The following is a 24,224-nucleotide window of genomic DNA, read 5'->3' on the forward strand; positions in this document are numbered from 1 at the left end:
TTAAAAATGTAGGGTTTCTATACAGAGGAATCCTATATATACATAATAAGCATTAAACTGAAATTTGAGGGGGAGAACGATTGAAATCTAGAATTACATTTGATATAGAGGCAGGAGTTGGCTATATCTATTTGCTACCTGATACAGAAACGTATACCATTCAAGCAACAGAAGACGTAGGTGATTCCCCATTATTAGTTGATATTGATGAGGATGATCGCATCGTTGGTATAGAATGTTTTGAAGCGAATGCGAAAAAGTTATCCCCGATAGCAGGATTAGAAAAAATATATCACGAGAATGGTGAAATTCTTTCTTTCCGGCTATCTGAAAAACCTGTTAAGAAGCATTATCTATTAAAAGGCATCCAATTTTATTTTGCTGATGAGCGGTCTAAATACTTTATCGGTTTCGACATTGTTGATTTTCAAAAATATAAGAAGCAGATTTTAATAAGTATGATAAAATAATTTTTAACCCTATCAAAAAATAAACCTTTGCACTTCATTCATTACTGTTTGTAACGTTTGAAGTGATTGACCAGTATGATTGCCGATGTCGAGTGAGTGATTGGCGCCATCGATTATTTTTACTTGAACAGAATGTCCCTTCAATTCTTCGATCGTTTCATGATGGAAATATAGATCTTGATTACCAATGATGAGTAACACTTGTTGCTTTAATAATACAGTTGCCTTTGCAATTGTCGGAAATGTTAATAACGGTGTTAAAAGAATAATCTGTGCCTTGCAGAAAATTTCATCTCTCGCAAGGTGTAAAGTAATCGGTATCGTACCAAGAGACTTGCCCAACAGGATGGTTTTTTGATAGGTATGTTTTTTAAATATATCCGTAATAACAAGGTGAATATCTTCCATCATTAAAGATGAAATGTCTTCTACTCTATGTGTTTTTAATAAATTTGTTTCATATTGATAATGAATATGAACAACATCAATCCCCTGCTCAATCATCATCATTGTAGCGTAGTAAAACAATGGATGATTATAGTTGTATCCCGCTCCTGAAAACATGATACATACGGACGAAGCACCTAAATTTATATGAGTATATCTAACTGTTTTTTCCTCTTTTTGTAAGTTTATTTCATGAATTTCCATCAATTTCCCCTTGTTATTTTTTATAAGTAGTGTAACATATTTCCTGTACTGTATTTTCTGAATCTTATATTTTTTTGCAAGGGGTGATACCTATCGGTTGGAGAAATCCTGCGCTGCTTATATTGGGTATAGGCGTTTCTTATTTAGGGAATTGGATTTATTTGATTGCGTTGAACGTATATATTATTGACTTAACCGGTTCTGCAGCTGCAGTTGCGGGTCTTTATATTATTAGACCTTTAGCTATGCTTTTGACCAACCTTTGGTCAGGAAGTGTGATTGATAGAGTAAATAAGAGAAGGTTAATGATTTTTACCGATATTGTACGAGGTCTTTTAGTTGTCTGTTTACCATTTGTACATTCATTATGGTTGATTTACTTTTTATTGTTACTCATTAATTTGGCTGGTAGTTTCTTTGGACCAAGCTCACAAGTATACATAACCAAATTAATTCCAGAGTCAGAACGTAAGCGAGTCAACTCACTTATCGGAATGGCAGGTAATGGGGCAATTATGATTGGTCCAGCAATTGCAGGGGTATTAATGACGACGGTTAGTTTGGCGGTCTGCTTCTATATAAATGCCGCTACTTTTATTATATGTGCTTTCTTTATTTTCTTACTTCCGAATGTAGATGAGCAGAATAATCATGTAAGAGAGAGAATTCGTTTTAAAACATTGGTAGAAGATTGGCGGACGATTATTCGCTTTTCTAAAGGAGCCAAGTATTTTATATCTGTCTATTTGTTATTCCAAACGACGATGCTCATATGTGTCGCCCTAGATTCTCAAGAGGTTACCTTTCTAACGAGAGATCTTGGCCTGTCCAATGAAGCGTATGGCTATATTGTAGCCATGACAGGTATTGGTGCTATACTTGGAGGTTTATGTTCGAGTTTATTAGCGAAAAAATTATCATTAAAACTATATATTGGTGCGGGAATGTTATTGACATCGATTGGTTACATTGTCTTCTATGCATCTACACATTATTTAACTGCAACCATCGCCTTTGTCGTATTAGGGTTCTTCTTTACATTTGCCAATGCTGGTTATGTGACTTTTTTCCAAAAACAAGTACCTGTCGACATTATGGGGAGGTTTGCAAGTGTGGCTGATCTCCTGCAAGGAATCGTTCAAATTGGTTTGACATTATTACTTGGTCTCCTAGCAGAGTGGTTTACCTTACAAGAAGTAAGTGTTGTCTTTGCAGTGATTAGTGGAGTGGTTTCCATTGCATTAGTCGCGACTATCTATCGACCATCAAAAGCAAGTTATTTTGAAGATAAGGCTGTCTCTAGCTAATGATTTGCTCCTAACTTCTTCTTGAAGTATGATGGATGAAAATGAGAGATAAAGGAGATTAGCGATGAAAAGTGTCATGCCCTTTCTAATGTTTCAAGATGGACAGGCAGAGCAAGCGATGAATTACTATACATCAATTATTGAAGACTCAAGCATTATAAATATTGCCCGCTATGGTGAAAATGAAGCGGGTGATGAAGGCACAGTAATGAATGCGATATTCAAGCTAAAGGATCAAGAAGTGATGTGCATTGATAGTAATATCGCCCATCAGTTCAATTTCACACCCAGCTTTTCCTTTTATTTGAATTGTGACACTGCGGAAGAGCTACGTAATGTCTACGAAAAACTAGTAGACGGTGGTACGGAATTAATGCCTTTAGGTGATTATGGTTTTAGTCAGCAATTTGTTTGGATTAATGATCGCTTCGGTGTGTCTTGGCAAATCAATCTACCTTAATTAAAAAAGATGGCAAGGGTTATACATTCCCTTTTGCCATCTTTTTCTTTTTGTGTCCCCAACTTTAGTAAACCTGAAGTCACTCCTGCAGCGCTCCTGTGATTGTTGAGTCTCCTTATTTGATTCCACATTTTATTGCTAAATAAAAACGTGAGAATATCTACATGAATCATCAAACGATGTTTAATGATAGGCATGGGTATTAGTGATAACAAAAGCATTCGCTAAAAAATCAACCACTAACAAATAAGCTCATTGAGGTAACAGCTGAGTAATTATTTATATTTAGGGAGTCTAAATAATTGATATTTCAGAAAAATTAGTTTTGTAAATTTTATGTATATTTTTCTTTAATTTTTATTTAAAAAAGAGCTGTAATAGGGTGATTTAAATTTAATTATGCAGTAGTAAACAAGAGAAAATATAAGTATTTACGAGAATTATAAAGGTTTTGATAGATAGGTGCGCGATAGTGAACGCACAGCTTTAAATATCCTCGGTAATTCTTTCTATTTACAATTTCAATGTATTAATAATATAATAGAAAAGTATTTTGTAATAAATTGCTTAATCTTTTTTCTAAGAACGGGGGACCCAATTTTTACAGCGGACATGTCCGTTTGGGGTGAATCTATGTATGTTAGAGGGGCTTACTGTTTCCCTTAGCCCTAACCCGAAAGCTAACCTCGTCAGCATTAAAGGAAACAAAAGGAGTTTATATGATTGCGGGAAAATAACTGAAAAGGCTTTTTTTTTGGTTTATTTTCACCTTAAATTAATTAACCTTGTTTCCCTTGCCTAAGCACTTGATCAAATTTATAGAAGGTGAGGTTTTTTTATGAAAAAAATATTTAAAATGAGTCTAGCTACTCAAATTTTGATTGGTCTTATTTTAGGTATCGTTATCGGTGGTATTTTCTACGGAAATGAAACCGCTCAAAGTATTTTACAGCCTTTTGGTGATTTATTTATCCGTTTAATTAAAATGATTGTCGTACCGATCGTCCTTTCAACAATCATTGTTGCTATTGCTGGTGTGGGTGACATTAAATCAGTCGGTAAGCTCGGCGGTAAATCACTGTTTTATTTCATTGGAATGACAATGGTAGCGATTGCAATTGGTCTTATTTCCGCTAATATATTCCAACCTGGAGCAGGTTTGGATATGGAGAGCCTAGAACAGAATGATATTTCTGGCTATGTTGAAACAAATGAAGAGCAAGAAGGAAAAACAATAGCCGAAACACTATTGCATATTGTACCGACAAATCCGGTTCAAGCGATGGTTGAAGGCGACATGCTTGCGATTATTTTCTTTGCCGTTGTATTTGGTCTAGGAGTCGCAGCAATTGGTGAAAAAGGGAAACCAGTATTAAGATTTTTTGAAGGCACAGCTAAGGCAATGTTTTATGTAACAAACTTATTTATGAAGTACGCGCCGATAGGGGTTTTTGCGTTAATCGGTGTAACTATTTCAAAATATGGTTTTGAATCATTGATTCCGTTAGGGAAATTAGCGTTAACAGTGTATGGAACAATGGCATTCTTCGTGGTCGTTATTTTAGGTATTATGGCTAAAATAATCGGTGTAAATATCTTTAAATTACTTGGATCCATTAAAGAAGAATTACTTCTAGCTTTCTCAACAGCGAGCTCAGAGACAGTTCTTCCAAGAATTATGGACAAGATGGAACAAGCAGGAAGCCCGAAACATATTGCTTCTTTTGTTATTCCAACTGGTTATTCGTTTAACCTCGATGGTTCCGTATTATACCAAGCCATTGCAGCATTATTTATTGCACAAATGTTTGGTATTGATTTAAGTATTGTTGACCAAATCACATTAATGCTTGTACTAATGATTACTTCTAAAGGTATGGCAGGTGTACCAGGCGTTTCGTTTGTTGTTCTACTAGCTACTTTCAGTACAATTGGACTGCCTGCAGCAGGTCTTGCTTTTATCGCAGGTATCGACCGTATCCTAGATATGGGTCGTACAGCAGTTAACGTAGTTGGTAATTCACTTGCAGCACTTGTTATCGCAAAGTGGGAAGGCCAATTTAACCCGCCAACTGATAATAAAGTTCAAAAAGCTTCTTAAAAGTGATTATAGATTGAAATTGCATGCCACAGAATTTAATTCTGTGGTATTTTTTTTGGTTTGCGATCAATAGTCGATTTTGGCTACCTAACCTTAGGAAATACCTCCTTCTCTAATTGATCATTTTATGTTTTCCAATTGCGTTTTATACAAGAAAAATATGGTATAATTTTCTAAATAAGGAGGAGTCTATATGCCGTTTCAATTTAATAGAATGGCGCAACAAGAAGCTGAACAAATTGCTTTTACTTGGCTGTATGATGCCCCTTATGATTTTTATAATATGGAGGAAGATGAGGAGGATTTAGCAGCATTTTTGGATGACAAAGAACGGGGAGAGTTTGTTTTTTCTGTCAAAGATGGAGAAGAGCTTATCGGCTTTTTGATGATTGAGCACAAAGGTGACACATTGGATATAGGTCTTGGAATGCGACCGGACTTAACTGGTCAAGGAAAAGGAGTAACTTTCTTAAAGGCGGCGATGAGCTTTTTAAGAAAGACTTATGAACCTAAACAGTTGACATTATCTGTAGCTACTTTCAACAAAAGGGCCATTAAACTGTATAAACGAATGGGGTTTCACACGAGCCACATATATATACAAGAAACGAACGGAAGTACATATGAGTTTATGAGCATGGTTTTTGATTGTTATAAAAGTGAATAGGGAGAGTGTTTGCCTTTGCAGATTAAACGACAAGTAGATAAATTATCGGAACATGAGGCAAGGTCTATACTATTACAAATGTTATTACGTACTGAAATGCTTCAATCGGGAAACTACCCTAAAGAGGATTATATGACTAGCATGAATGACATTTATCAAGCAGTGTTAACCTTTGATAAGGCTATTCCTCCTCTTCAAGGAGGGAATATCCATATTGTTTTCAGCGATTCGAGTGCGGGGAGTTTAAAACAAGCAATAAAGGAATTAAAGATAAATGATATAGTCATTACGATTCCGATTAATTTTTCGATAGGGCCATTATGGCAATTGCATCAATTAGAGGGTCTTGAGAAGCGTAGGGATTGGTTGCTTGAACATATTAATTTAGAGGATGAATTTATTTTTGACTATATTCCACGGATAGAAGAAAGTTTGATGAAGTTACAGGCATTTCCTGAACAATGTAAAATTTTTATTTGGGGATGCGAAAATGCGCATGAACAGGCAGGAGCAGCCTATGCAGTCTATTTATTACGGGAGACAAGCAATCAAATATATATAGGTTTAGATCAGGAGCGCCAGAAAAGGTTAACACGTCAAGATATTTTACATACGGGTGAGCTTACGCCCGAGCAGTGGGTGGAATATATAAAAAATGGCGAGAAGTATTTCTGTTTATCTATTGATGAACGTCAAAAATGGGTACAACAGTGGGTTACGCTTGCTCAATCGAAGGACGTCTTTTTAAGGATATGGAAAGAAGGACGGTTGACTTCTATCAGTGAAAACTATTTTGATGAGATGATTATTGCTAAGGCAAGAGAACTTCAAAAGGGAAATGATTTTATAAAGTCTGCCCGCCTAATTGGTGAGGTCATCGGGCACCTAGACCAACCTATTGAAGATCTGTTTATTGAATATCGTTTGAGAACGCTAGCGTTATTAGGTATTTTTGAATTGAAGGGTGTGCCGAGGGCAATGAGATATTATAGTGTACGCCTCAAGCCCAAAGAATCATCAAAATGATAAGTCCTCCCACAAAAAGGAGGTTTTTTTTATTGAAAATTTTAATTTGTTTTTAATGTTCTTTTGGTAAGCTAATAATAACTGTAAAAGGAGGCGTGGTGGATGGCAGAGGAGATTTTGATTGTTGAGGATGAGGAAAAAATTGCGCGCTTATTAGAGCTTGAATTAACGTATGAAGGTTATCAAGTGACAAAGGTGTATGATGGCATGGAGGCGATGCATCAATACCGAGAAAAAGAGTGGGATCTTATCCTCTTAGATGTGATGTTGCCAGGTTTAAGTGGGATGGAAATTCTACGTAGAATTAGAGGGAATGACACGGTTACACCGGTTATATTACTAACGGCTAAAGGGGCAGTAGAAGATAAAGTAACAGGACTTGATTTTGGAGCGAATGACTATGTCACAAAGCCTTTTCAAATAGAAGAGTTACTAGCACGAGTGAGAGCAGCTTTGCGATTGAAACAAAAAGGAGGTAAGGAAGAAGGGGGGAAATGGTTAACTTGTAGCGATTTAAAAATGAATGAGCAGACGAGAGAAGTCATGCGAGGAGAACAAGCGATTGAGTTGACTGCTAAGGAATTCGATCTGTTGCTTTATTTAGCTGAGAATGAACGCCAAGTGCTGACACGAGACCAAATATTGTCTAAAGTGTGGGGGTACGATTACAGTGGTGATACGAATGTGGTCGATGTGTATATTCGTTATTTAAGAAGGAAGTTAGAAGTATCTAATGAAGTGAAACCGCTGATTCAAACAGTAAGAGGTGTAGGCTATACCCTCAGGCAACCAACATGAAAATCAAAAATAGAATTCATTTATATACTGCGGTCTTATTTATTGTTTTACTCATTGTAATGAACTTAACAATATACTTTATCTTTCAATCAATTACGCTAGAAGGTGAGAAGGCACAGGCAAAAGATGAACTAAATAAAGTTTTAACTGAGTTCCATCAATCCTTGGGCACTCTCCCTCAAGGTAGCTTATTACGGGCATATGTACCGGTTGATGGGTTTATAAGAATCATTCATGAAAATGGAGAAGCAACGACAACAACCTCGATGGATAATGAAAAGGTAGATAAGCTGGCTTTTCAGTTTGGAGCAAGTGATAAGACAGAAATCCTTAAGAACAACCATATCGTTATTAGTTCAACGCCAATGATTTTACCTAGTGGAGAAGTGGCAAACTTACAAATAGGAAGAGATATTGAAGCAAGTTTTCAAAATTTAAATATATTAAAGACCGTTCTCATTATCGTAACACTAGTTGCAACAATCCCTGTATTCCTTTCTAGTAGGTTTGTCGGCAATGTGATTATTACGCCCATTCTTTCCTTAACGGCAACAATGAGGGAAATTAGAAATAGTGGGCAATTTAAACAGTTGAAGCTCCATCGAAATGCAGACATAGAATTGAGGGAAATGGGTGAAACCTTCAATCATATGATTACACTGCTTGAGGAGAATGATGAGAAACAAAAGCAATTTATTGCTAATGCTTCTCATGAATTAAAAACACCATTAACAATCATAGAGAGTTATGCTAATTTGCTTAAAAGACGTGGGTACCAAGATAAGGATTTAGTTGATGAGTCTATTGAAGCTATCCACTCAGAGGCAATAAGGATGCGAGAACTAACTGAACAATTGCTTCTATTGGCAAAGAATAACGAAGAATGGAATGTACAAAAACAAGAGATTGCGCTCTCCCCGTTCCTTTCTGAAATTAGCCGTTCATTTGAGAGGGCGTATCAGCGGCATATTATAATATCTGGATTAAAAGAAATGACGGTCACTTCTGATGAACAGAAGCTTAAGCAACTATTATTTATCTTATTAGATAACGCTAGGAAATATAGTGAGAATAACATTGAAATTGTTATCGGTAAGGCAAATGAGCAAACATTTATTGAAGTGATTGATACAGGAGTTGGTATTTCTAAAGCTGATCAGGCGAGAGTGTTTGATCGCTTTTACCAAGTAGATCCTGCAAGGAAGCGAGGGAAAAATGGTAGTGGGCTAGGTTTATCTTTGGCAAAAGAAATCTCAGGAGCGATTGATGTTCAGTTAATGCTTCAAAGTGAATTAGGGATAGGGACGAAAGTGAAAATACTTTTTGATAAAGGGCGAAGTCAGGAGTGATGAGAAAATGAAGAAGAAGGTGATTAGTAGCTTAGGATTTATTCTGGTTTTTTTCATTATGATCATTATTGTCTGGCTCTTGCTCAAACAGTTTGTATTGACACCAGATGAATTAGCTGAGAGCGAGGTAAAACAGATAGTTGAGGAACGATATGGAGGCGTTATCCAAGAAACAGAGAATAAGGGCAAAGAATTTATCGTTTCTTTCGATCGTGCAGGGCAAATGTACCAACTACACATTAATCGTGCAAGTGGTGAAATAGAAGAAATGTCAAGAATAGGAGGAGAAAAGCAACGTTTAACGGAACAAGAAGTCAAGGAGTTGGTGCAAACTGCTTCTTTAGGGGAAATTGATTCAGTCAACTTAAAAGAAAAGTCTGGCGAAGAAGTATTTGTCGCTCAAGTGGTTAAAGACGGCGAAGCACGTGAAATCACCTTACATGCAGTAACTGGGAAGGTTCTTTCAAATGAGCTAGCCAATGAACAGCCTCCAAGAAATACTATTTTGACAGAAGAGGAAGCGATAGAAATCGCTCTCCAAGCTGTTCAAGGCGAAGTGGATGATGTCGACTTGGAAAATGCAGACGATCATGTTTTTTATCTTATCGAAATTGAAACCAATGATGAAAAAGAGGCTATAGTTGAAGTGAATGCTATTACAGGTGAATCAACTGTGACTTGGGATTAATAAAAAATAGTTGAATTTTAATCTTATTTTAATCTTCCTCACAATCTTCTCTCATGATAGCTGTTTAATATAACAGTATAGACATAACAAATAGGAGGAAATTAAAATGAAAAAAGTAGGAGTAGGTTTATTAGCAGGAGCTATTACATTAGGAGGCGTTTATGCCGCAACCGCATTTGCCAATGATGATACCCCAAAAGCAACGGTAACAACTGGTGAAGAAGTGAAACAAAAACAAACAAGTAATACAAATGAAGAAATCCTTTCAATTGAAGAAGCAATCAAGATAGCACAAGAGGAAGGGAAAGGAAACGTAACTGATGTTGAATTAGAGTGGGAAAGAGGAAATCTCGTATATCATGTTGAGTTACAAGGGAATGGTACTGAAACAGATGTAGAGTTAAATGCAAAAACTGGTGAAGTGTTTAAAGTAAAATTAGAGAAAGAAGATGACCAGGACGAAGAAATTACACTGGATCAAAAGCTATTCTCTGCAAATGAAGCCATTCAATTAGCTGAAAAAGAAGCAGACGGAAAGTTCAATGAGCTGCAACTTGATGACGATCATGGGACACTTATTTACGATATTGAATTAGAAGGCAAACAAGAAGCAGAAATAAAAATTGATGCTTTAACTGGTAAAGTACTAGAAGTTGAACTAGATGATTAATGAAAAAATTATAAGAGAGTGCTCATCTTCTGGTGAGCACTTTTATTATGAACCAAAGTACAAATAACGAGTGTATATCACTAACAGCTGAAATTGTTTGTTACCTAGTAAAACCGCTTTACTCTCAAGTGCGAGTTGTTTTCCTTGTTTTTAATTGTTATACTCTCTATTATAGATATTAAGGGTCTATAATATATTTATATTGGAGAGTGATATGATGTTAGATTGTGTGATTATTGGTGGCGGTCCAGCAGGGATGAATGCGGCACTTGTATTAGGGAGAGCAAGAAAAAAAATTATGCTTTTTGATGAAGATAAACCGAGGAATAGTGTGACACATGAATCACATGGTTTTATTACACGAGATGGAATTGCACCAGCTGAATTTAAGCGTTTAGCAAAAGAAGATCTTCAGAAATACCCAAGCATTTCATTAAAGAACGAAAAGGTGACGGGGCTTAAAAAAGAAAACAATATCTTCCTAATTAAGACAAGCTCAGGTAATTTTATGCAATCGAGAAAAGTGATTCTAGCAACGGGAGTGAAGGATCAGTTACCTCCTATTAAAGGATTAAAAGAGTTATATGGCAAAAGTGTTTTTCATTGTCCTTTTTGTGATGGTTGGGAGTTACAGGAGAGAAAACTTGTGGTTGTATCAGAAATGGAAGGTATTACCCATATGGTGAAATTACTGACGAATTGGAGCGATGATATTATTGTATGCTCTAATGGGAAACAGATTTTAACAGGGGAAGAAAAAGAATTGTTAGCCTCGAAAGGAATCCGCGTATTAGAGGATGAAATTGCTTACTTACATGGTGAAGATGGACAATTGCAAGAAGTTGTCTTTACAAATGGAGAAAGAATAGAAAGAAATGGTGGGTTTGTTGGAATGAAGTCAAAGCAAGCTTCTCCTTTAGCTGATATAATAGGTTGTAAAGTGAATGAAAATGGTGGCATTATCACAGACGAATTTGGTAGAACAAATATAGAAGGTGTTTATGCTAGTGGTGACACTTCGACAATGCCAATGGCTCAACTTATATTTGCGGCTAGTGACGGAAGTAAGGCGGGCATTGCTGTCGTAAGTGATTTATTAGCCGAAGATTTTTAGAAAAAAGGAGTAGTAAAAATGAAATATTCAAGTGCGACGAATTATGGTTTACACACAATGGCGTTCTTATACTTGGCTCCAAAAGGTGAATCTGTCGGAGTAGATGTGTTAGCAAAAGTGCAAGATCTCTCGCCGACTTATTTATCAAAAATATTAACAAAGCTAGTAAAGGCGGGTTTAATCGAATCCACACCTGGAGCAAAAGGTGGTTACCGTATAGTTAAACGTAATGGAGATATTTCATTTTTACAAGTGATCCAAGCGATAGAAGGAAGTAATCATCTGTTTCACTGTTCACTTGATCACGACCATCCACATAATGAAGACTGTTTAATTGAGCAGGCAATGCTTAGAGCAGAAGAGCAAATGGTGAAACATCTAGAGCAAACCTTCATTAGTGACATCGCTGAACAAATGAAAGCATCTCAAGAAGCAGTCGATTAAATTAAGTGAAAATAGACTACAACTTTAAAGAAAGCATCAAAAGGCTCGAGACTCTAAATGATTGATAACTTGAGCCTTTTTTTTATGTAAAAAATGACATTTAGGGCATTCCTACACATTGGATAAAAATGTTAAGATAGGATGTATATGTAGTTATGTTAAAAAGAGAGGTGACCCTCCCTGAATTTGGTTTTATGGGTTCTTTTTGCGTATGCTTGTGGTTGTTTCAATGGGGCCTATTATATTGGCCGATTTTTATATGGTGAAGATATTAGAGTAAAGGGAAGTGGTAATGCAGGTGCACGTAATGCTGGTAGAGTGATGGGTAGAAGAGCATTTGTGTATACCGTAATAATTGATGCACTCAAAACCATTTTCCCGTTATTAGTAGTCATTTATTTGGGGGAAGCTAGTAATCTAGTGATCGCTTGCGTTGTGGTAGCAATCTTATGTGGGCATATCTGGCCGGTGCAATTACATTTCCATGGGGGAAAGGGAATCGTTGTCTATCTAGCTGCCTCATTGGTACTGTTGCCAAAGGGTTTACTAATCGTTGGTGGACTCATTTTTCTGTTATATATCATCACAAAGAAGTTGACTATACCTACACTAACTAGTTTTTTTATCATGCCTATTCTATTCATGTTAAAAAGTAGTTGGATGTTAGCAGCGGCATACTTTTTTATGCTGTTCATTATTGTAAGGCTGCATAGAAGTGGAGGAGTGGAATGATGACAGCAATTGTTTATAAACGGGCAGATCAAAGGTCTGAGCTGGAGCAGATTCATCAATTAAACTATGAAACATTTGTAGAGGAAATACCGCAACATAGAGTGAATGAACAGAGAATATTAGTTGATCGCTTTCATGATACCAATACATATATTATCGCTAAAAAAGACGATGAAGTCGTGGGGATGATTGCTGTGAAAGGAACGAGGCCATTTTCATTAGACGAAAAGCTTGATCAATTAGACTCGTACCTGCCAAAGAATGAAACATTATGTGAGATACGATTATTATCTATCAAAACACCTTTTCGTGGGAGTCGCGTATTTTATGAGTTAAGCAAAGCATTAGTTGATTTCTGTCTTGAAGAGCATTATACGATGGCTATCATCTCTGGGACATTAAGACAGACAAAGTTATATAAACATCTTGGATTCCGTCCTTTTGGTCCTTTAGTAGGTACAAAGGAAGCGCCATATCAACCAATGTATTTAACAAAAGAAAGTTTTGAGGCAGCATCTAAGCTTTTTCAAAAAATGTTGAAGCGAAATAGGAAAGGGAATGGAACTTATTTCCTCCCTGGACCCGTTTCGATAGCGGATAAGGTGAAGGAGGCGTGGGGAAAAGAGCCAGTATCTCACCGTTCTCATGAAGTAAGTTCCATGTTGAGTCAGGTGAAAAAGAAGCTTTGCGCATTAACGAATGCTAATGAAGTCGAGATAGCCGTTGGTACAGGAACAATGGCAAATGATATGGTTGCTGCTCATTTATCAATAGGAAATGAGAAGGGACTCATCTTAGCAAACGGTGAATTTGGGTACCGACTCATTGAGCATGGCAAGCGTTTCAAATTACCGTTTACGACAGTTGAGAAACCATGGAACACACCTGTGGATATAAGCGAAGTAGAGAACGTCTTACGGAACAATCGAGATATTGGCTGGATATGGACTGTACACTGTGAAACATCAACAGGTTATCTTTTTCCATTAGAAGAATTGGAACAGCTCTGTCTTCGTTATAATGTGAAGCTTTGTGTAGATGCTTGCAGTTCGCTAGGAATTGTTCCGGTTCATCTAAAGAATGTGTATATCACGAGTGCAGTTAGTGGGAAGGGTTTAGGTTCTTATCCTGGATTAGCACTGGTTTTTCATCAAACTCAAATACAACCTCATCACCAATTACCGAAATATCTTGATATTGGCGTGTATCATGCTAATGGGAGTATTCCGTTTACACATTCATCAAATGGACTGTATGCACTTTCTGTAGCAATAGAGAATCATCATTTTGCCAGTCATAATTTATATGAATTAGTACGTCAAAAGTTAGTAGAGGCAGGCTTAAGCGTGTTAGGTGGGGAAAATTACTCTCCGGGTATTTTGACTGTTCAATTAGAGACAGAAATGAGTTCGAGAGAGTTTGGCGATCAATTGAAGCTGTTAGGGATTTATGTCAGTTATGAAAGCAACTATTTGCTAGAGAGAAACTGGTTTCAGATTGCACTAATGGGGGAACAGAAAAAGGCAGATGTTGAGTATGCGGTGATTCGCTTACTTAAAGTCTATGACAGCTTTCATAGTAGGAAGGAAATGGGATGAAAAACTTCATAAATTGGGTTGGTAAGCATTATCTCACCGTACTCTTTGTCATGCTATGGGTAAAGGTAGTGGTTGTTACATGGGTAGGCTTCAATTTAACTGTCGAGACATGGCTAGATTTTCTCGTACTTCTCATTAATCCAATGGGTATTAGCCTGCTACTTATGGGTCTTGCCTTTATATTTAAAAAAAGATTTTCTATGATAGGCGTGTTAATTGCCTATGTGTTGCTTATTGGTTTATTATATGCAAATTTACTATATTATCGTTTTTATATTGATTTTGTAACAGTATCTGTACTTATGCAGCTAAATAATGTTGGTGGACTTGGACCAAGTACGTTAGAGTTAATTTCGCCTTTCGATCTGCTATTATTCTTAGATATTATCTTTTTTGTTTATGTATGGCGAAAAACAAAACACACAAAGTGGCAACCAACGATGCCTCATAAAAAGAAGTATGTCGCCTTGTCCATGGTCCTAATCATGATGACCTTTTCCCTCGCCTTAATGAGAAATCCTTACGTGCTTCAAGCGAACTATGACAGGGAACAGCTTGTTGAGTCATTAGGGCTTTATAATTATCAAGTGTTCAATATTATTAATAGTTTGCAATCACCAATGATGAAAGTAGTAGCTAGTGATAAAAGTGTTGAGCCTGTAACTAGCTATTTACAGGGGATGTCTGATGCTAAATCAGACTATTTTGGTCTTGCTGAGGGAAAAAATTTAGTATTGATTAGCTTAGAGTCTACGCAGAATTTCGTCATTAACCGTAAAGTCAATGGGGAAGAAATTACCCCTTTTCTTAACTCCTTAATAGAAGATAGTTATTATTTTTCAAATATATATGAGCAAGCAGCACAAGGAAAAACGTCCGATGCAGAATTCATGATTCATACGGGCTTATATCCTTTATCTAGCGGTTCTGTCTTTGTTAGACGTCCTGAGAATGAGTTTATTTCTTTACCTAAATTATTAAAAACAAAAAATAATTATAGTGCTGCCACTTTCCACGGTAACAGCATTAATTTTTGGAATCGAAAGCAAATGTATCCGAGCTTAGGATATAATCAATATTTTTCTGAAGAGGACTATCATATTACAGAAGAGAATTCCGTAAACTATGGTATTAAAGATATTCCATTCTTTGAACAATCAATCACACATCTTTCAACGTTGACGGAACCCTATATGGCTAGTTTCCTTACATTAACCAATCATTTTCCTTTTCTATTAGAAAGTGAGGACCAACGTATTCCCCCTGCTGATACGTCGGTTGACGTTGTTAATCGCTATGTGACAACGGTTAATTATGAAGATGCAGCGATTGAGAGATTCTTTGATTTGTTAAAAAAAGAAGGAATGTATGAAGATACGATTTTCGTTATATATGGTGATCATTACGGGATTTCCCAAGAATTTGAAGAAGGCGTACATGAGTTATTAGATCAACCGGAAACGCCGATTAATCATCTCCAATTGCAGCAAATTCCAGTCATCATTCATATACCTGGCCAGGAAGGTGCGACGTTTGAGACAATCGGTGGCGAAATTGATATCCATGCCACTATCCTCGAATTAATGGGTATTGATGAGGATCAAAGAACAAACTTTAGTGAAAACCTATTTACGAGAGATCCTGATAAACCTGTTGTCTTTCGTGATGGCAGTATGGTAGCCAGTGAATATGCCTATCTTAACAATGCTTGTTACAGCATGCATACTGAATCACTGACTGAAGAAGAAAACTGTGCAACGTATCTAGAAACGGTACGTAAAGAACTTAAGCTATCTGATGAAATGATTTTAGGGGATTTATTGAGGTTTATAGAATAGGGGAGGAATACGGTGGAACAACAAAAAACAAATACAAAAGCAGTGGTTTCCCTAACACTAGGGATTCTCTCACTGCTCGTTCCATTTATCGGCTTCATATTAGGGATTATTAGTATTGTGTTTGGTAGGTTGTCAGCAAAAGAAATCCCCCAAACGGGAGAAAAAGGGAAATCGCTAGCAACGGCCGGTCTTATTTGTAGTATTATTGGGATCGTTCTTACGGTTATTTGGATACTATTTGCGTTGCTTGGTATCTTTGCTTTTACTACATTTGAAACTGAAATACAAGAAATGCCTTAACGGGAAATGCGCTTCTTCATACGGAAGGAGCGTTTTTTATGCTCAAAAAGCGGATGGAAAAGGGTGGGTTTTTATTGTTAATTTATCCCACTTCAATTATAATTGCTGTTAATAAAAAGAGCTGGAGTGAACAAGTTAATGGCAGAATTGATCACAGAAAAATTACTTTTGATCGCATGTTTTTTATTAATCGTTACATTAATAGAGACTTTAGCTTATTCAACGAGGATTGCTGGAACAAGAGTGAGGTTGATTGCTACAGCGATCTCACTGTTTAGTACATTAGTGATTGTTTCGCGGTTTTCGACGATGATTCAGCAACCAATGACGGCGAAGCTGATTAATGAGGCACCTGAAGGGAATGTCATGAAGTTCATTGAAGAACAGTATCGTCTGTTAATAGGTGTGACTTCAATCGGTGTATTGCTAGGCATGTTACTTTTCCCTACATTTATATTGATATTTTCAAAGGCAATCGTGCAAATGTCAGAACAACGGGGGTCAATCCCCGCATTATTCAAGAAAAATATGAATTTACGAGGAATCAAGCGTATGCTTTCATGTATAAGAATCCCTCGTTTCAATTATTTAAAAGGAATTACGTTACAAACCATTCCTAAGCGTTTATTTTGTTTGAATGTAATTGTCACAGCGGTGTTTACGACAGGGGTGCTTCCTTCTATCTATGCATCTATAATTGCACCAGAGTATGCGCAAGCAGCTTTAATGTCGTCAGGTATTATAAATGGTGTCGCAACCATTATTTTGACATTATTTATTGATCCCAAAGCTTCAGTATTAGCTGATAGAGTGATGACTAACCCAAGCAAATATATTTATTTGAAAAGTTATTCACTAACAATGGTCAGTTCTAAGTTTGTTGGCACATTGGCAGCGCAAATCATATTCTTGCCTGCTGCTTACTATGTAGCTTGGTTTGCAAGTTGGATATAACAATGGGGGGATACATATGTTAAAAAAACCACAAAGGTTGCAAAGAGGCGACCGAGTAGCAACGGTAAGTCCTTCATGGGGAGGTGCAGGAGAAGAAGAAATTAGATGGCGTTATGAGCAAGGGGTTAGGCGGCTTGAAGAGGTGTTTGGCCTAGAAGTAGTCGCAATGCCGCACAGTCTGAAGGGGGCAGATTATTTATATCATCATCCTGAAGCACGCGCCGAAGACTTAATGACAGCTTTTTCTGATCCTCGTATTAAAGCCATTATTGCCAATATTGGTGGAGAAGACAGCATTCGCTTGCTGCCCTATATTGATTTTAATGTGATAAAAGAAAATCCTAAAATATTTATGGGCTATTCAGATGTCACGATTACTCATTTATTCTGTCATAAAGCAGGGCTATCGTCTTTCTATGGACCTGCGATTTTAACAGATTTTGCTGAGAATGTAGAGATGGATCCGTACACTGTTGAAAATATCGAACGTACGCTATTTTCCTCTTCTACGATTGGTGAATTGTCGCCTGCTCCGCATTGGACGAGTGAGAGGCTTAAGTGGATAGAGGTCAATAAAGAGACGCGACGAAAAATGAATAAGAATAACGGCTATGAGGTCCTGCAAGGAAGCGGTATGGTGCAAGGACCGTTAATCGGCGGCTGTATTGAGGTGCTGGAGTTTGCTAAGCAAACCATTCTTTGGCCAGAGAAAGCGTATTGGGAAGGTAGTATTTTGTTTTTTGAAACGTCTGAAGAGAAGACGGCCCCTGACTATGTGAAGTATTGGCTCAGGAATTATGCAGCGCAAGGGATATTACAAGCCGCAAACGGAATCGTATTTGCTAAGCCTTATGATGAAGCATACTATGAAGAATACAAGATGGTTATATTAACCGTTTTACAGGAATACGGTTTAACGGATGTACCTGTCCTTTATAACTTAAACTTTGGACATACGGAACCAAAATTCATTTTGCCGTATGGGGCAACTGCTCAGATTGATGCTGATCGTGGGTCCTTTGCCATCTTAGAGAGTGGTGTGAAGTAGTGTTCGTTTACAACTATTGGATGAGTTCATTAATTGGTTTTATTTTATTGCAATTTATTGTTGAAGTTTGGTTGTTAACCAAAAAAGTAAATAAAGCAAAGAGAAGTTTATTTTTCTCCATACTATTTACATTCTGGATGCTTTTGAATACGGTGTTTTTCTATCAGTTCGCTGGTACATCAAGGTCTTTTTGGGGATCACTATTGTTTTTCTTAATCGGGGGCTTACTTATAATTTATTTTTTGAAACGTCAGAATAAGGAATGAAAAAAATGGAGAGACGGTGAAGGATATGGGTTTGTTTTTTGAAGAAAGGAAAGAAGAACCTATCAAGGCTTTCACGATACTACGGTTCATTCTCGCTTTTTTGCTATTATTCTATGTCATAATAGGAATCAAACACACTGAATTCCTTATATCAGGTTGGTTTTATTTCATACTTGCCTCTAGTTTTCTACTAGATTCAATAGAGGCGTGGATACAAAAAAGTAAATATATATTTCTAAATATGATAATAGGTCTACTTTTTTTGTGGCTGTTTTTCATTAGTTGAAAGAAACCCGATTTAGGATGGTGATAGAGGTGGGGCAGTACAAAGGACAGAAAATGCTTATTCCTTTATTGTTGTTGCTGGTAAATATCGTTCTTATTTCTTTAATTATTCAAGAGTTTTTAAATGGTAAAGTCTATGGCATCTTGGGATTGCTCACCCCCATTTTAGCTATCATTTCTTTCTTTTATATTAGAAATAAAAATAGCATGAGCCCGCTCATTATCTTTTTGCAAGGGTTAAATGGTTTTTTTGTCCTTTTTCCTATTTTTGTTTTGCTTGTCTCTTTTGTTTGATTGTGAGTATGGCATTTGGTCGCCTTGATATTGGAATCGGAACTGAGACGTTGCAAATTGCCGGTCTCAGAGAGAAAAAGGATAGAACTGCACACAAGTTGAGTTTACGAGTAAAAGTCATTATTAAAAGGCAAGAGAATAGGTAGTATAACCTCAAAATAAGTGTTGATATAAAATGTCACACATTATATTAGGTGAAAATAAAAGGATAGGTAAGCAGAAATAAATACTGCTTTTCCTATCCATTTTTGTACTACAAACGACTTCATTTACTACAACAACTCATTTTTTGTTCTTCAACTAAGCCCCCGTTAGTTCAATAGGGGCGTAAATAGTTATTTTGATAACACACTATATATTGCAGTGCTTTCAACAATAGCACCAACAACTAGGAACAGAAGCGAAACAATTATAAATCCGATTTCTAGTTTAGAGAAAAAAAGTTGTTTCCATTTTATGGTTGTTGTTTTCTTTCCTGTAGTGAAAACCAATGATTTATTTGAGAATACAGATGTCATCATGATAATACTAGTTATTTCCCAGATTGCTGAGCGTTGAGTTACATCAAATAAACCAAGAATTTTATAGAGTAGTGAGACATTTTCTACTTGAATCCCAAACGAATTTGTTCCTAATACTAAACCAAAAAGAACAGCTAAAACAATCAAAACATTTGCTCCGTATGAATGATAAACATCCTTTTCATTTTTCCTTCTTGCAAATAAACTTCCAATGACAATACATATAATTGAAATCAAATTATAGGTTAAGATTTGAAGTGTAGAGACAAAAAAATTTGAAGATAACTCTAAGTTTCCACCAGTTGTTTTTCCTAACAGTAATCCTTCAGGTAGAGATAAATGACTAATTACTATAGTAGTAACAAATAATACCCAAAATGTAAGAAGAAAGGCGGAAAATCTAGTAAGCAAACCCTCTGTAAATAATAACTTTTTATAATTCATATATTTCTCCTTATTTTAGTTCTTCGTTTATTACATTAAATCGCAAATTATTCCTAGTTTATAGAAGGCTACACTGTATTAGGGTAACATATAAACTAAATTATTTACGAAAGGAGTATATTTATTCTTTAATGCTTAAACTTATAGAATAATTATAAATAACTAGTTTGTGAATAAGTTCACTTAAACTAACTAACCTGCCCTTATGTGACATAAGAAAGGAACAATACCATTCATCAAGTATTGCCCCGTTAGTTTATGTATTTTATTTCACAATCTTTGCTTTAATAATAAAAATGGTTGCACAACAACCATTAACGATTCAGATAACGTCCATAATAATAAATAATTATCGATGAGTCTGCTCTCCGATAATATTACCAATACGGCTTAATCCTTTTTCTGCTGTTAAAATCATTTCATCAAATAATTCCTGAACAGTAGGAATATTATTGATAATTCCGATTACTTGTCCAGCCCATCCAAAACCTTCATCTTCATTTCCATCATAGATATATCTGCAATTAGCATTTCCGCTAATTATTTCTTGCAGATCTTCATAGGTGGCTCCTTCTTTTTCACGTTCGATAATATCCAGAGTAAATTCACTTTTCAAGACTCGGCCTGGTGAACCTATTGTTCTCTTAATAACGACTGTATCCGACTCTTTCGCATTAACAATTGCCTGCTTATATTTCTTGTTTGCATGAACGCACTCTTTAGTAGCAATAAAGCGAGTACCCATTTCAATTCCTTCTGCCCCAAGTGCAAAAGCTGCCAATAAACCTCGTCCATCGCCAATCCCACCGCTCGCTAACACTGGAATCGATATGGAATCGACTACACGAGGAATAAGTACCATTGTACCAATATCGTCTCGCCCTAAATGTCCACCGCCTTCCTGTCCAACTGCCATTACAGCGTCAGCACCAAGTTGTTCTGCTTTCTGTGCCTGTCTAGCGCCTGCAACAAGAACAAGCGTCCGAATATTTTCTCCTTTTATACGTTCAAAAATAGGTTGAGGATTAGCTCCTGTAATAGAAATTGCAGGTACCTTTTCTTCAATAGCAACTTCAAGCAATTCCTTATATTGTCCATCGTGCCTTGCAATGGCAAAGTTTATGGCGAATGGATTATTTGTAAGTGTGCGTAATTTACGAATTTCCTCCCGAAGTTTTTCAGGTGAACGCAATGTTGCCGCAGTAATTTGTCCCAGTCCTCCAGCATTCGAAACCGCAGCCGCCAGTTCAGCATAAGCAAGGTAAGCGAGCCCTCCTTGTACTATTGGATATTTAATTCCAAAAATCTCGGATACGCGTGTTTTCATAGTTTATCCCACTCCTTTTCAGATGTTCTATGTATGAAGTTAAACATTCCACACAAAAGATTATTAATCCTGCAAAGTAAGCTCTTGTTGGGCTATTCTGCGACGTTAGTTTAGATCGCTTCTTTTTAATTTTACGCCAGTTATTTTGTGAAAAGTTCCCAATATGAACAAATAAAGACGAAAAAATCAAAAATCATGAACAATTTTTGTTCTAGTTTGAATTTTCATTTTTCACTACACTAACAGTAGAAACTTAATTAAAGGGAAAATTTGAATCAACAATGTAAGCGATGTCAAATTAATTGTTTTTATATTCTATAAATGGGGTGTGTAACAATGAATGTTAAGACGATGGACAATGTGACGGAAGAAGCGTTATTACAGGGAGCGGAGAAGATTGGTAAGCTCGCTGAAGAAGAAGCGCATGAGGCGGATCAAAATGCCACGGTTTCAGCAAATGTCGTAAATTTAATAAAAGAAACACAAATTTCAAGGATGATGTTACCGAGGGAATATGGTGGGCCACAAGCGAGTTTATCTACCTTTGCAAAAGTGATTCAAAAGGTGGCAAATTATAATCTTTCTGCTGCTTGGTTAACCTTCCTTTACCCTTTACACAATTCATTACCATCTTATTTACCGAAAGCAGGAAGAGATGAAATAGTTAATCAAGGTGGCTTGATTGCAGATATCTTTGCCGCATTAGGTACAGCAGAACCTGATGGAGATGGATTAAGGATTAGTGGAAAATGGAATTTCGTCAGCGGGATTCTTCATAGTGATTGGGTTGGTGTTGGGGTGAAAGTTAAATTACCTGGACGTGATAAACCAGTAGTTTGCCTACCCATTTTGAAAACATCTGAAGTTGAAATCGTCGAAAATTGGGATACTTTTGGATTAAGAGGAACGGGAAGTAACCAAATTATTGCAGACAATGTGTACGTACCGAAAGAGCGTATTCTCGATTTAGAAAAAGCGGAATCAACAAGAAGGCCACCAGATGAAGATTATGATAAAGATTATCCGTTTTATCATGTGCCATTTTATCCGGCATTTTATATCGGATTCCCAGCGATTGCAATCGGTGGTGCAGAGCGAGTGATTGAAGAGTTTAAAATGTTAACTGAAAAACGTGTTCGTTTGATGGATGGTGTGAGAGAAAGCGAATCTCCTCGAAGCCAACGTGTAATAGCAGAAATTTCTACCGACTTGCATTCAGCAAAAGGATTAATGGCTCAATACATTTCGTTATTAGAAAATTACGAAAAGGATGGCGAGATCACACCACTCGGGGAGTTTTTTGCCATTCGAACGAAAATTATAAAGCTTTGTACAGATATCGCTGTTCGTGCCATGTTAACACTTGGTGGGGCTGCACTGTATAAGGGTGGCACTTTAGAAATGTTTATCCGCGATATTTTATCCGTGGCTACACATAAAACATCACTTTATGAAGATTCTGTTGCAGCGTACGGACAAGACTTATTTGGTTTTGAGAGTGGCGTTAGAGGTTAATGAAGGGAGAGGTAAAGATGGATGATCGTTTATTTAGAAATGCGATGAGTAAGTTTGCCACCGGCGTAACGGTGATTGCAACTGAAACAAATAGGAAAGTTCATGGGATGACGGCCAATGCTTTTATGTCGGTATCACTTGATCCTAAATTAATCGTTATCTCTATTGGGGAACGAGCGAATATCCTTTCGAAAATTAAGGATAGTGGGATATTCACCGTTAATATATTGGCTGATGATCAAAAAGAACTGTCTATGAATTTTGCTGGTCAGTTAAAAGAAACGAAGGAAGTGTCATTCGCACGATTAAATGACATGCCGGTGATTGACGGGGCAGTGGCACAGATAGCTTGTGAAGTATCAGCCATACACGTAGAAGGTGACCATACGTTATTTATTGGTCGCGTGAAGGATGTGTATTTAGAAGAAAAAGATCCATTATTATTCTTTAACGGGAAATACCGTTCAATGATAGCAGTAGAAGAACCCATTTCTTAACAATAAAGGAGGGAAGTCAGATGAAAACCATCGTTTTAAATGAGGAAGAACGACAAGGCGTATTAGCTAAAAACGCAGAACCTTGTGTGATGGCGCTCGGATTTTTTGATGGCCTTCATATTGGTCATCAAGAAGTCATTCGCCAAGCAAAGGTAGAGGCAAATAAGCGCAATCTGCCACTAGCCATCATGAGTTTCTTTCCTCATCCGAAAACGGTGTTAATGAAGCAATCTGACTTTCCTTATTTAATGCCATTAGATGAGAAGAAAAAGAGCATGAGTTCTCTTGGTGTTGACCTTTTCTATGTCGTTCCTTTTAATCAGGCATTTGCTAGCCTCACACCAGAAGCATTTGTTAAGCAGTATTTACTAGCCTCACACCAGAAGCATTTGTTAAGCAGTATTTACTCACACTCGGCGTGAAACATGCAGTCGCTGGCTTCGACTTTCATTATGGTAATAAGGGAGTCGGTCATATGGACAGATTAGCTGCTGATTCAGGATATTTAATAACGACAACATCCGTTTCAAAATTGAGCAGAAATGGGTTGAAAATTAGTTCCTCTTATATCCGCAGCTGTTTACAACAGGGGGAAGTAGATTTAGCAAGTGCACTTCTTGGTAGACCGTATCAAGTGGAGTTGCAAAGGAAGGGTAGCACGTACTGGGTTAAACCTTATTATACATTACCTGCACTTGGTGAATATGAAGTGAATTGTCAAGGGGATAAGGGTATGCATACAGTCAAAGTCCTCAGTAAAGAAGAAGTAGAATGGCAATCGGGTAAGACCTTACCAAAAGAATTAAGCATTCATTGGTTGAAAAAAATAGAAGCAAAAGAGCAAATCAGTTAAATCCATA

General features: G+C 36.8%; 26 protein-coding genes and 1 riboswitch. Of the genes, 23 read left to right on the plus strand and 3 right to left on the minus strand.

The genetic code is table 11. The features are described 5' to 3' along the window. The first annotated feature begins 80 nt into the window (after nucleotides 1-80). Nucleotides 81-470 carry a DUF2283 domain-containing protein gene (locus MHH73_RS01700; RefSeq protein ID WP_341064199.1) on the plus strand — a complete coding sequence of 130 codons (390 nt, stop codon included), beginning with the start codon at nucleotides 81-83 and terminating at the stop codon, nucleotides 468-470. 12 nt (nucleotides 471-482) lie between these two features. On the opposite strand, the gene MHH73_RS01705 is transcribed toward MHH73_RS01700, so the two are convergent. Continuing rightward, complete coding sequence (locus tag MHH73_RS01705) at nucleotides 483-1,121, minus strand: alpha/beta family hydrolase (RefSeq protein ID WP_341064200.1); 639 nt, start codon at nucleotides 1,119-1,121, stop codon at nucleotides 483-485. 83 nt (nucleotides 1,122-1,204) lie between these two features. On the opposite strand from MHH73_RS01705, the gene MHH73_RS01710 reads away from it, so the two are divergent. The 18 genes from MHH73_RS01710 (at nucleotide 1,205) to MHH73_RS01795 (ending at nucleotide 19,060) form a co-directional block, all read left to right on the plus strand. Next, nucleotides 1,205-2,428 (plus strand): MFS transporter, encoded by a 1,224-nt coding sequence (locus MHH73_RS01710; protein WP_341069614.1) that lies wholly within the window; start codon nucleotides 1,205-1,207, stop codon nucleotides 2,426-2,428. A 64-nt stretch (nucleotides 2,429-2,492) separates the two neighbouring features. Further along, nucleotides 2,493-2,888, plus strand: a complete 396-nt coding sequence (locus tag MHH73_RS01715) for a VOC family protein (RefSeq protein ID WP_191813779.1) — start codon at nucleotides 2,493-2,495, stop codon at nucleotides 2,886-2,888. 554 nt (nucleotides 2,889-3,442) lie between these two features. Then, nucleotides 3,443-3,598, plus strand: a riboswitch (cyclic di-AMP (ydaO/yuaA leader). Between the two features lie 128 nt (nucleotides 3,599-3,726). Then, nucleotides 3,727-4,989, plus strand: coding sequence for a cation:dicarboxylate symporter family transporter (locus tag MHH73_RS01720; RefSeq protein WP_341064202.1), 1,263 nt, complete (start codon nucleotides 3,727-3,729; stop codon nucleotides 4,987-4,989). 193 nt (nucleotides 4,990-5,182) lie between these two features. Continuing rightward, a complete protein-coding gene (locus tag MHH73_RS01725; protein ID WP_341064203.1) occupies nucleotides 5,183-5,656 on the plus strand; it encodes a GNAT family N-acetyltransferase in 474 nt (157 codons plus the stop codon). A 15-nt stretch (nucleotides 5,657-5,671) separates the two neighbouring features. Next, nucleotides 5,672-6,682, plus strand: a complete 1,011-nt coding sequence (locus MHH73_RS01730) for a DUF1835 domain-containing protein (protein ID WP_191813774.1) — start codon at nucleotides 5,672-5,674, stop codon at nucleotides 6,680-6,682. Between the two features lie 102 nt (nucleotides 6,683-6,784). Then, nucleotides 6,785-7,480, plus strand: coding sequence for a response regulator transcription factor (locus MHH73_RS01735; protein ID WP_341064205.1), 696 nt, complete (start codon nucleotides 6,785-6,787; stop codon nucleotides 7,478-7,480). Beyond that, nucleotides 7,477-8,829 carry a sensor histidine kinase gene (locus tag MHH73_RS01740; protein WP_341064206.1) on the plus strand — a complete coding sequence of 451 codons (1,353 nt, stop codon included), beginning with the start codon at nucleotides 7,477-7,479 and terminating at the stop codon, nucleotides 8,827-8,829. The genes MHH73_RS01735 and MHH73_RS01740 overlap by 4 nt, the downstream gene beginning before the upstream one ends. 7 nt (nucleotides 8,830-8,836) lie before the next feature. Further along, nucleotides 8,837-9,517: a PepSY domain-containing protein gene (locus MHH73_RS01745; protein WP_341064207.1), complete on the plus strand. Its 681-nt coding sequence runs from the start codon at nucleotides 8,837-8,839 to the stop codon at nucleotides 9,515-9,517. 106 nt (nucleotides 9,518-9,623) lie between these two features. Continuing rightward, nucleotides 9,624-10,187: a PepSY domain-containing protein gene (locus MHH73_RS01750; protein WP_191813766.1), complete on the plus strand. Its 564-nt coding sequence runs from the start codon at nucleotides 9,624-9,626 to the stop codon at nucleotides 10,185-10,187. A 214-nt stretch (nucleotides 10,188-10,401) separates the two neighbouring features. Continuing rightward, nucleotides 10,402-11,301, plus strand: coding sequence for an NAD(P)/FAD-dependent oxidoreductase (locus MHH73_RS01755; protein ID WP_341064208.1), 900 nt, complete (start codon nucleotides 10,402-10,404; stop codon nucleotides 11,299-11,301). 18 nt (nucleotides 11,302-11,319) lie between these two features. Then, a complete protein-coding gene (locus tag MHH73_RS01760) occupies nucleotides 11,320-11,745 on the plus strand; it encodes an RrF2 family transcriptional regulator (RefSeq protein WP_191813762.1) in 426 nt (141 codons plus the stop codon). Nucleotides 11,746-11,931: 186 nt separating this feature from the next. Further along, on the plus strand, nucleotides 11,932-12,477 hold the full coding sequence (locus MHH73_RS01765; protein WP_341064210.1) for a glycerol-3-phosphate acyltransferase: 546 nt from the start codon (nucleotides 11,932-11,934) through the stop codon (nucleotides 12,475-12,477). Next, a complete protein-coding gene (locus MHH73_RS01770; RefSeq protein ID WP_341064211.1) occupies nucleotides 12,474-14,075 on the plus strand; it encodes an aminotransferase class V-fold PLP-dependent enzyme in 1,602 nt (533 codons plus the stop codon). The genes MHH73_RS01765 and MHH73_RS01770 overlap by 4 nt, the downstream gene beginning before the upstream one ends. After that, nucleotides 14,072-15,913: an LTA synthase family protein gene (locus tag MHH73_RS01775; RefSeq protein WP_191813758.1), complete on the plus strand. Its 1,842-nt coding sequence runs from the start codon at nucleotides 14,072-14,074 to the stop codon at nucleotides 15,911-15,913. Before MHH73_RS01770 ends, MHH73_RS01775 begins: the two co-directional genes overlap by 4 nt. A gap of 12 nt (nucleotides 15,914-15,925) precedes the next feature. Continuing rightward, nucleotides 15,926-16,213 carry a DUF4190 domain-containing protein gene (locus tag MHH73_RS01780; RefSeq protein WP_191813756.1) on the plus strand — a complete coding sequence of 96 codons (288 nt, stop codon included), beginning with the start codon at nucleotides 15,926-15,928 and terminating at the stop codon, nucleotides 16,211-16,213. A 138-nt stretch (nucleotides 16,214-16,351) separates the two neighbouring features. Further along, entirely contained in the window at nucleotides 16,352-17,167 is an 816-nt protein-coding gene (locus MHH73_RS01785; protein ID WP_341064213.1) for a lipid II flippase Amj family protein, read from the plus strand. A gap of 16 nt (nucleotides 17,168-17,183) precedes the next feature. After that, entirely contained in the window at nucleotides 17,184-18,215 is a 1,032-nt protein-coding gene (locus MHH73_RS01790; RefSeq protein ID WP_341064215.1) for a S66 family peptidase, read from the plus strand. A gap of 581 nt (nucleotides 18,216-18,796) precedes the next feature. Then, on the plus strand, nucleotides 18,797-19,060 hold the full coding sequence (locus MHH73_RS01795) for a hypothetical protein (protein WP_191813750.1): 264 nt from the start codon (nucleotides 18,797-18,799) through the stop codon (nucleotides 19,058-19,060). A 335-nt stretch (nucleotides 19,061-19,395) separates the two neighbouring features. Here MHH73_RS01795 and MHH73_RS01800 read toward each other — a convergent pair whose 3' ends face one another. Together MHH73_RS01800 and MHH73_RS01805 are read right to left on the minus strand one after the other, a co-directional pair. Further along, the gene (locus tag MHH73_RS01800; RefSeq protein WP_341064217.1) at nucleotides 19,396-20,025 is read right to left on the minus strand and encodes a hypothetical protein; all 630 of its coding nucleotides are present in this window, start codon (nucleotides 20,023-20,025) and stop codon (nucleotides 19,396-19,398) included. 349 nt (nucleotides 20,026-20,374) lie between these two features. Then, nucleotides 20,375-21,352 (minus strand): NAD(P)H-dependent flavin oxidoreductase, encoded by a 978-nt coding sequence (locus MHH73_RS01805; RefSeq protein WP_341064219.1) that lies wholly within the window; start codon nucleotides 21,350-21,352, stop codon nucleotides 20,375-20,377. A 336-nt stretch (nucleotides 21,353-21,688) separates the two neighbouring features. Here MHH73_RS01805 and MHH73_RS01810 point away from each other — a divergent pair, with 336 nt between their 5' ends. The 4 genes from MHH73_RS01810 to MHH73_RS01825 are packed head-to-tail and all read left to right on the plus strand — an operon-like array spanning nucleotide 21,689 to nucleotide 24,217. After that, on the plus strand, nucleotides 21,689-22,867 hold the full coding sequence (locus MHH73_RS01810) for an acyl-CoA dehydrogenase family protein (RefSeq protein ID WP_191813746.1): 1,179 nt from the start codon (nucleotides 21,689-21,691) through the stop codon (nucleotides 22,865-22,867). Nucleotides 22,868-22,884: 17 nt separating this feature from the next. Continuing rightward, complete coding sequence (locus MHH73_RS01815; protein ID WP_341064220.1) at nucleotides 22,885-23,364, plus strand: flavin reductase family protein; 480 nt, start codon at nucleotides 22,885-22,887, stop codon at nucleotides 23,362-23,364. A 20-nt stretch (nucleotides 23,365-23,384) separates the two neighbouring features. Continuing rightward, nucleotides 23,385-23,786, plus strand: coding sequence for an FAD synthetase family protein (locus tag MHH73_RS01820; RefSeq protein WP_341064221.1), 402 nt, complete (start codon nucleotides 23,385-23,387; stop codon nucleotides 23,784-23,786). Next, on the plus strand, nucleotides 23,783-24,217 hold the full coding sequence (locus tag MHH73_RS01825; protein WP_341064222.1) for a hypothetical protein: 435 nt from the start codon (nucleotides 23,783-23,785) through the stop codon (nucleotides 24,215-24,217). The genes MHH73_RS01820 and MHH73_RS01825 overlap by 4 nt, the downstream gene beginning before the upstream one ends. Nucleotides 24,218-24,224 lie beyond the last annotated feature (7 nt).

It is taken from the genome of Cytobacillus sp. FSL K6-0265, from assembly GCF_038003465.1.
Classification (GTDB): Bacteria; Bacillota; Bacilli; order Bacillales; family Cytobacillaceae; genus Cytobacillus; species Cytobacillus stercorigallinarum.